Source organism: Nostoc sp. NOS(2021) (assembly GCF_017115025.1).
Classification (GTDB): Bacteria; Cyanobacteriota; Cyanobacteriia; order Cyanobacteriales; family Nostocaceae; genus Nostoc.
On record NZ_JABXKM010000250.1, the window covers coordinates 1 to 6,832 of the forward strand.

Annotated in this window: 3 protein-coding genes and 1 pseudogene; 3 read left to right on the plus strand and 1 reads right to left on the minus strand. The window is 43.0% G+C overall.

Features of this window, described 5'->3' with window-relative positions:
• Window positions 1–109: 109 nt before the first annotated feature.
• Together HWQ41_RS26155 and HWQ41_RS26160 are read left to right on the plus strand one after the other, a co-directional pair.
• Entirely contained in the window at window positions 110–787 is a 678-nt protein-coding gene (locus HWQ41_RS26155) for a TrkA family potassium uptake protein (RefSeq protein ID WP_292769634.1), read from the plus strand.
• A gap of 73 nt (window positions 788–860) precedes the next feature.
• Window positions 861–1,433 carry a DUF3124 domain-containing protein gene (locus HWQ41_RS26160; protein WP_292769637.1) on the plus strand — a complete coding sequence of 191 codons (573 nt, stop codon included), beginning with the start codon at window positions 861–863 and terminating at the stop codon, window positions 1,431–1,433.
• 856 nt (window positions 1,434–2,289) lie between these two features.
• On the opposite strand, the gene infC is transcribed toward HWQ41_RS26160, so the two are convergent.
• Entirely contained in the window at window positions 2,290–2,823 is a 534-nt protein-coding gene (gene infC, locus HWQ41_RS26165; protein ID WP_094352963.1) for a translation initiation factor IF-3, read from the minus strand.
• A gap of 623 nt (window positions 2,824–3,446) precedes the next feature.
• Between infC and HWQ41_RS26170 the strand changes: the two are divergent.
• Window positions 3,447–6,832: pseudogene (locus tag HWQ41_RS26170) on the plus strand (ribosome assembly protein 4); the annotation flags it as partial.

The window sequence follows — 6,832 nt, forward strand, 5'->3', positions numbered from 1 at the left end:
AATGCCCAATGCCCAATGCCCAATGCCCAATGCCCAATGCCCAATGCCCAATGACTCTTTTGTTAACCTGTAAAGTGAAGTAAAAATTCAAAGAATATCAGGAACACTCATGTACGTACTCATAGGTGGAGCAGGTTTAGTGGGCTTAAGTTTAGCGCAAAAGCTGGTAGAACTAGGACATACAGTTGCCGTAATTGACATTGATCCTATCGCTTGCCGCTACGCCCGTGAACAAGTAGGAGCAATGGCTTTTGAAGGCAGTGCTGTGAGTACAGAAGTATTGTTAGAAGCTGGGATTCGCAAAGCCGGCTCCTTGGCAGCTGTTCTGAGAAGTGATGCCTTAAACTTGGCAATGGTGACTCTTGCTAAACACTACGGTGTCCCCCATATTTTGAGTCGGATGCGCCACCCCGATTTTGCCGAACCGCTGCGTATAGCTGGAGCCAACCACATTATCAGTACTGTTGAACTATCAGTTTCAACAATGGTGAATGCCATTGAGTATCCGCAAGTGGAATCAATGATGCATTTTGAGCAGGGACAGATTGAGGTTCTGAAACTTTCGATCACAAACAATTGCTATGTTGCTGGACGTAGCCTTGCCGAAATTGCTCAGGATTCCCGATTCCCTTCTGGTTCGCTAATTATTGGCTATCAACCCCATCCCCACCAAGACTTAATGATTCCTAACGGCAGTACAATACTGGAACCTCATTCAACTGTGCTGATTGTGACCAAACCAGGATGTTTACATCAAGTCATTGATTTTATTGAACAAAAATGTTGAGCGCAGTCCCTAAGTAAACTCTTGATTAGGTTGGGTTAGCTACATATATATATAGTTGGTGTAAATAGTTTTGATGAACCCGTATCCACATATTTATTTAGCGATCGCTCTTATTTTTCTTGCATCTTGTAAATCAATAAATATTCCACCAAAGTCACAACCCGATGCCACTCAAGCAACCCCATTGCAAAAAATAGTGACGTTGGATAAGAATTTTAAGATAGCAAGCGGTCAAACTGTTTATGTTCCTGTCTATTCTCATATCTATCATCACAATCGTCAGGAGATTTTCGAGTTAGCAGCTACGCTCAGTATTCGGAATACAGATTTGACCAATCCGATGATCATTACTTCTGTGCGCTACTATAACTCAGATGGGAAATTAGTTAAACAGTATTTGGAGCGCCCTATTCAACTTGATGCGCTAGCTTCTACAGATTTTTTTATAAATAGAAATGACACCAGTGGAGGTTTAGGCGCAAACTTTATTGTAGAGTGGGTAGCCCAAACAGAAATATCCGAACCGATAGTGGAGGCAGTCATGATTGGTACTGACTTTCAACAAGGAATTTCTTTTATCAGTCCTGGTAGGGTAATTAAAAGTCAAAATAACTATAAGCGATCGCCTTTAAAATCGGAATCTTAAAAAGCTGAATCTCCACCTTAACAACGCGATGTCTGACGACAAAGGACTCCGTGTCTAGCCCCTACGTCAATTTTGAAAAAAGATATACAGTGACTATTAACAATTCAAAATTCAACATGACGCTCTCTACGAGACGCTAAAAGCGAACGCAGACTCGCTAACGCTACGCTAACAAAATTCAAAATTAAAGACATTTTCAGACGGGGATTTAAACCCCGACTGAAAAGGACGCTACCTGTAGCGCTACTTTGCAAGAGTTGTCAGCGGGAATTCAATAATTTACTGCGGCAAGAGTTGGTTGAATTGGTGAGTTATAGCAGTTGCCAGGTAGCGGTTGACATCAGCTAATCAGAAAACACTGACACCAAGAGACTTTCAACCCTGTTAAGAGTTCCCTGTTCCCTGCTATACAAGTGCATCTTGCATGGTTTGCAGAGAATAACCCCACCCCCAACCCCTCTCCACAAGCAGGGCTACGGTGTACACACAAGTCTTGAAATCCTACCTAAAACTTGGTTTCGTTGCCCTAGCTCTAAAAATTAGCGGGATAAATGGAGTCTCCAGTTGCCCAAAATTTGGGTATTTATGGGGCTAGAAGAGTTGGAACCCTTGCGGCCTATACTTTGTGTGTACACCGTAGCCGCTTGCGGGGAGGGGAGACGAAGCGTAGCTTTGACTCTTTGGGGTTCTTCGGGTTTAATAAGTAATCAAGCAGACATGATATAATTCGGTGTTTGAGCTTAAGTTGATACCAATGACATCTGTGCGCCCAAAGCGTATGTTGCATCCAAACGAAAAAATCCCCTAGCTAGAAGTCAGGGGATTTTCAAACTTAGCCTATTAAACAGTTAGAGAATTATTTTTTGGGCGAGATCAGCATCATCATGTTTCGCCCTTCTTTTTTTGGCGCTTGTTGAAGCTCACCAAATGGCTCCAAATCCGTTGCCATTCGCTTGAGCAAATCTTCTGCTAGGTCGCTGTGTTGAATTTCTCGACCCCGGAACATCACGGTAGCTTTGACTTTATCACCATCTTTCAAAAAGCGCTCTGCTTGCTTAACACGCACGTTATAGTCGTGTTCTTCTATTTTGTAGCGCATCTTAACTTCTTTGACATCAGCCGTGTGCTGCTTTTTCCGGGCTTCCCGCGCCTTTTTTTCCTGCTCAAACTTGTATTTCCCGTAGTCCATAACCCGACAAACCGGCGGGTCAGCTTTGTCACTGATTAGCACCAAATCTAGCTCTTTTTCTTCTGCTAGTTGTAGTGCTTCCTGTGGGGGCATAATTCCCAGTTGGGCACCGTCAGTGTCAATTACCCGAATTTTCGGGAAGCGAATTCGTTCGTTAATTTGGGGCAGATCGCGAGTTCTTTTCTTCTCAATCACAGCCATTATGATTTCTGGGAGTTCTTAATGAAGGATTTGGTGTGTTCTAAATTGGTATGCCTCAGAGGCAAAATACTGAAATAACTCAGGAGGTGAAAAAATAGTCTACACTTCTAGGGTAGCTAATCCATAAAATAGTTGCGTCGTTGTATTTGTCATTCTACTCACTCTGAGAGAATTTCTCTGCAATAGTTAATCTAAATTACACAACCTAGACTCATGTTAAATATTGTTACAATTATTTGGCAATATTTTTTGCGATCGCATTGAGCAAGATCATATCTCCAGAACACCAAGATCACAGATGCAGAACATCAAGCAAAAGCAATGTAACATATTATCTTACATACAGTAAGCTTAGTAGTATTTATAGTCAAAAGCCGCCGCTCAATTTACTAGATAGATGCGGAGGTTATCAGCTTTGAGAGTTGCAGTGAAGTTTTCGCTTACCCACTCACTCGCCTGGGATTTTAATCCCTGGCTAATAGTTCTAGTCCTCTGAAGAGGACTAATAATTGCTTCGAGTCCACTTGAGTGGACTTCAGCTATTAGCCTTGCACTTGAGTGCAAGGCGGGATAGGTTGACTCAACGTCAAAACCTGCACATAAGTCTAGATTGAGATTAGCTTATGATCGACTCACCGCACCCACTTCAAGATAACCTTGTAAACAACGAGCGCTCGCTGCAACAATTGGCTTGGGGGATTGAGGCGAGTGTGGGGCAGTTTAAGCTGATTTTGGCACGGTGTAATTATGCCAGTTGGCGCGATCGCCTGATCCAAAGATTGGGTGAAATCTGTCAAGTCGAAATTCGGCTTTTGGTGATGCAGCAATCTCGCAGGACTCTTTATACTGGGATTCGGGAGGAATTCGAGGAGGAGGTACCAGGCTGTGTGATGGTTGTGGGTTTGGAGACAGTGCAGGATTTGACTGTGATGTTAACTTCTGCTAATCAGGTGCGGGAGGAGTTTCGCAAGAATTTTGCTTTTCCCTTGGTGTTGTGGATTGATGATGAAATCTATAAGCAACTGATAGAGGTGGCTCCTGATTTAGAGAGTTGGGCGATTACGAGGAATTTTGCGATCACTAAAGATGATTTAATAACTTTACTCAAACAACTCGCCGATCAATATTTTAGCAATACCCTAACCCTGAATCTAGATGCTTATTTAGTCTTAGAAGCAGAATTAGCAGCAGCCCAGAGAGAATTACTCGATGATGCACAGATTTCTCATCTAGAGTTAAAGGCTAATTTAGCATCATTGTTGGGTTTGGCAACACAGGTTAATAATAAAATCAATGTGGCGCTGGAACATTATCAAGTAGCTCTGGCGCTTTGGCAGCAGCTTAATAATCTAGAACGATGGGGTAAAACCCTCGGTGATATTGCTTTTTGCTATTATCTCAAAGCTTTTAAACATCAAGATATTACTCATCCAGATTGGCAAGCTACTCGGCATTATATTCTTGAATATATTAGCTTTTTGGCTCAGGCTGAACGGCCAGATTTAATTGCTAATTCCATATTTAAATTCGGGGTTGTACTGTGTGATTTACAAGAGTGGGAACAGTTAAAAAATCTGGCTGGACAAGCATTAAAAATACATCAGGCTGATAATCAAACCATAGAATTAGCAAAAGATTATGGTTTTTTAGCTGAGGTAGCTTTAGCTGAAGAACGCTGGTTAGAAGCAAATCAATTTGCACAGCAAGCCTTGAATGTAGGAGCGCCTAGCCCTGCTACCCTACCAGAACAAAAGGTTGTCATCTCCAATGATTTGAGTCTCTATCGGTTTATTTTGGCTCGTTCTCAAGATCATTTAGGTGACTACCAAGAGGCAATTCGTAACTTAGAAGTTGCAAAAGATATCAGCAACCCACAAACAGATTTAAGGCTTCATCTGAGGATTCTTAGTCATTTGCAAAAGCTTTACTTTCAGCAAAAAGCATATCTCCCAGCCTATGAAATGAAGCAGCAGCAGCGTTCTGTGGAGCAGCAATTTGGTTTGCGGGCGTTTATCGGTGCTGGGAGGTTGCAAGCGACAAAACAGGTAGGGGCGCAAGGTCTTGCACCTTTAAGGATTGACAATAAAGATAGTATTGCCCCAGAAATCGCTGCATCTGGTCGTCAATTGGATGTAGAACGCTTAACTGAACGCATCGGTCGTCTGGACAAAAAGTTGATCGTAATTTATGGGCAATCAGGTGTAGGTAAAAGTTCTCTAGTGAATGCGGGACTTGTACCAGCTTTAAAGAATAAAGCAATAGGTATTCTAGATAATTTACCTGTAACGATGCGCGTTTACACCAACTGGGTAGAAGAGTTGGGGCGGCTTTTGATAAGATATAAGGGGGATGAGGGAGATGAGGACAATGAGGGAAAGTTAGAACCTCAACGTTCAGCATCAGAACTCGGAACTTCGACCTCAGAAGCTCAACGTTCGACCTCAGAACTGGGAACTTCGACCTCAGAACTGGGAACTTCGACCTCAGAACTCGGAACTTCGACCTCAGAACTCGGAACTTCGACCTCAGAACTGGGAACTTCGACCTCAGAACTGGGAACTTCGACCTCAGAACTCGGAACTTCGACCTCTGAACCTCAACATTCAGCCTTTGAACTCGGAACTCCGCAATATTTAATATCCAGACTTAAAGAAAACGAACAGCGCAACCTCCGCACCATCCTAATTTTTGACCAATTTGAAGAATTTTTCTTTGTTTACACCGAACCCAAGCAAAGGCGGGAGTTTTTTGAGTTTCTGGGAGAGTGTCTCAATGTTCTGTCCGTGAAAGTGATTCTGTCGTTGCGCTTGGATTACCTGCCTTACTTGCTGGAGTGCAATCGTTTCTCCAGCATGGAGATTATTTGCAATGACATTCTCAGCACTAATATCCTCTACGAGTTGGGCAACTTTTCACCCGATGATGCTAAGTCGATTATCGAGCGTTTAACAGAGAAAGCTAATTTTCACTTACAACCTGCTTTAGTTGAGCAAATGGTGCTGGATTTAGCTGGAGAATTGGGTGAAGTGCGTCCCATTGAGTTACAGGTTGTGGGAGCGCAACTGCAAACGGAGAATATTACAACTCTGGCAGAATATCAGCAGCTTGGTACTAAAGAAGAACTGGTTAAGCGCTATTTAGACGAAGTTGTTAATGATTGCGGTGTTGAGAATCAGCAGGTGGCGGATTTGTTGCTGTATTTGCTCACCGATGAAAAAGGGACTCGCCCACTCAAGACTCGCGCCCAATTAGAACGGGATTTGAAAGCATTAGCCGCAGATGGAACCACAGACGGCAATAAATTAGATTTGGTTTTAGAGATTTTTGTCAAATCTGGCTTAGTAATTTTGTTACCAGAGAATCCTTTTGACCGTTATCAATTGGTGCATGACTACATAGCTGCGTTTATTCGCCAGCAACAAGAACCGAAGTTAAATGAGTTAATGGCGGAACTGGAAAAAGAAAGGAAGCAACGCCAGCTAGCTGAAGAGGAACTACAAAAAGCACTGGGAAGAGAATTAGAAAGAGAAAGGAAGCAACGTCAGCAAACTGAAGAGGAGCTAAAACAATCTGAACAGGCTAAGACAATTTTGGCAGAGGCTAACCGAAAGGCAACACAGCGCATTCGTGTTGGCTCAGGGGTGCTATTTGTCTCTTTTCTTTTAGCAGGAATTGCCGGAGTAATGGCAAATCAAGCATCTCGTCTCAGTCAAGAAGCGCAGACAGGCACAAGGTTAGAACGACAAGGAATCACAGCTTGGCAAAACTTTTCATCACAAGAAATAGAACCATTACTGTCAGCAATGCAGGCGGGTCAAGAGTTGCAAAGACTAGTCAAAGATGGTCGCCCACTAGAAGAATATCCAGCTGCTAGCCCCCAATTAGCTTTACAGACAATTCTTGATAACATTCACGAGCAAAATCAACTTAAAGGGCATACCAACAGAGTCAACAGCGCCAGTTTTAGCCCCGATGGCAAACGCATTGTCACCGCCTCAGCAGACAACAC

Coding starts and splice junctions, on each gene's coding strand:
- infC (WP_094352963.1), bottom strand. CDS start 2,823: ATGGCTGTGATTGAGAAGAAAAGAACTCGCGATCTGCCCCAAATTAAC.
- HWQ41_RS26160 (WP_292769637.1), top strand. CDS start 861: ATGAACCCGTATCCACATATTTATTTAGCGATCGCTCTTATTTTTCTT.
- HWQ41_RS26155 (WP_292769634.1), top strand. CDS start 110: ATGTACGTACTCATAGGTGGAGCAGGTTTAGTGGGCTTAAGTTTAGCG.